General features: G+C 27.8%; 2 protein-coding genes. Both read right to left on the bottom strand.

What is annotated here, in order from left to right:
- On the bottom strand, positions 1 to 779 hold a 779-nt coding region (locus V7149_RS18055; RefSeq protein ID WP_335346996.1), incomplete at its 3' end, for a hypothetical protein.
- A gap of 10 nt (positions 780 to 789) precedes the next feature.
- The gene (locus V7149_RS18050; RefSeq protein ID WP_335346995.1) at positions 790 to 1,254 is read right to left on the bottom strand and encodes a PilW family protein; all 465 of its coding nucleotides are present in this window, start codon (positions 1,252 to 1,254) and stop codon (positions 790 to 792) included.
- Positions 1,255 to 1,401 lie beyond the last annotated feature (147 nt).

Raw genomic sequence — 1,401 nt, 5'->3', positions numbered from 1 at the left:
AACTGAAAAAAGTAAGCGTCTCCATCGATATTAATTATTGCCTTTGATCCAAGTATTACTAATTTATCTTTAAAGAATGCTGTTCCTCCTATATCTATTTTCCCGTTTCCAATTAAAGTTACAGCCTTTTCAAATATTACTGAATCACTATAAGTTAAACTTTTACCTTTTATAGAGTTAGTTACTACCATCGTATTTTTAGGTATGGAGTTTTCTCCGATAGACTGACCGATACTATCTTTATTAACAGTTATTTCCCCTGTTAAAATTGTAGTTTTAGAATCACTTTTAACTTCACTAGTAAAAACAATTAATAAACTATTATTAGATTGACATTCTCCTACACTAGGTGCTTCAGAAACTTTAATATTGTACTCATAATTTTCAACCGAAAACTTGCCAGAATATACTTCCTTAACTATAGGATTCCCTTCCAATAAGTTTTCACAAAATCTGTCATTAAAGTATTTAATAATTTCTTCCTGTGTTGGTTTTCGCTCAGTTTTTTTATTGTTAATTGTCTCGTAAATCTTACTATCTTCATATAATTTGGTTAGGTTTTCTGACACATTATAGGCATTATGTAGAGAATTAGTAAATAAGGTATCATAGTGCGTTATTCCCATCTCAGCTATATCAGTTGATACGTTTATTTTTTCTGTATTATTAATGTGTATCCGTGAATTTACGGTGGAACTCATAATAACAAGAGAAAAAACTGAAATTAAAGTAATGATGAGAAGTACTACAATAAGTGATGAGCCTTTCTCATTTTTCATAATCCCACTCCTAATACTTATTAATCATAGTATTAATTTCATAAGTCTGTCCAATATCGTTAGAAAGTGTAATTTTTAAGTATAGTGGTTCAAATGTTGTAATATTTTTAGCCTCATTCTTTATTTCACATTTGTTCCTGTTTGCATCTATAATCTCCTCGTTACATGCAAAAAAACTAGTTATTTTGATATTTTGATTTGTTAGATAATTAAGTGGTTCACTTTCATTTAATCCGATAAAGCCCGATCCCTGGTAAGACTTTAATATAAAAACGGAGTTTGCTAGATAGGTTTTTTTTATAGTAGTTACTATTAAATTTGCTTCTTGCCGTAATAAGTTTTTTTCGGATAAGTTTTTATAATTCTTATTTACACTTACAAGAACACCATATATAGAACCTAAAATAATAATTGAAATTGTCAATGTTGCTAGTAATTCAATTAAGGTTAACCCTTTTTCAGAATTTATTTTCACTATTCTGCACCTCTTATATATGTATAGGTTACAGCTTCATCTTTATTATTCTCTGGATTTCTTACAATTATCTTTACTTGTATTAGATTATTAAATTCTCTTTTTTTATTAAATTCCATGGTTATCTTAAAATTGGATTTAATATCT

Source organism: Bacillus sp. JJ1503, from assembly GCF_036965125.1.
Classification (GTDB): Bacteria; Bacillota; Bacilli; order Bacillales; family Cytobacillaceae; genus Cytobacillus.
This window is presented reverse-complemented; position numbering and strand designations above follow the sequence as displayed.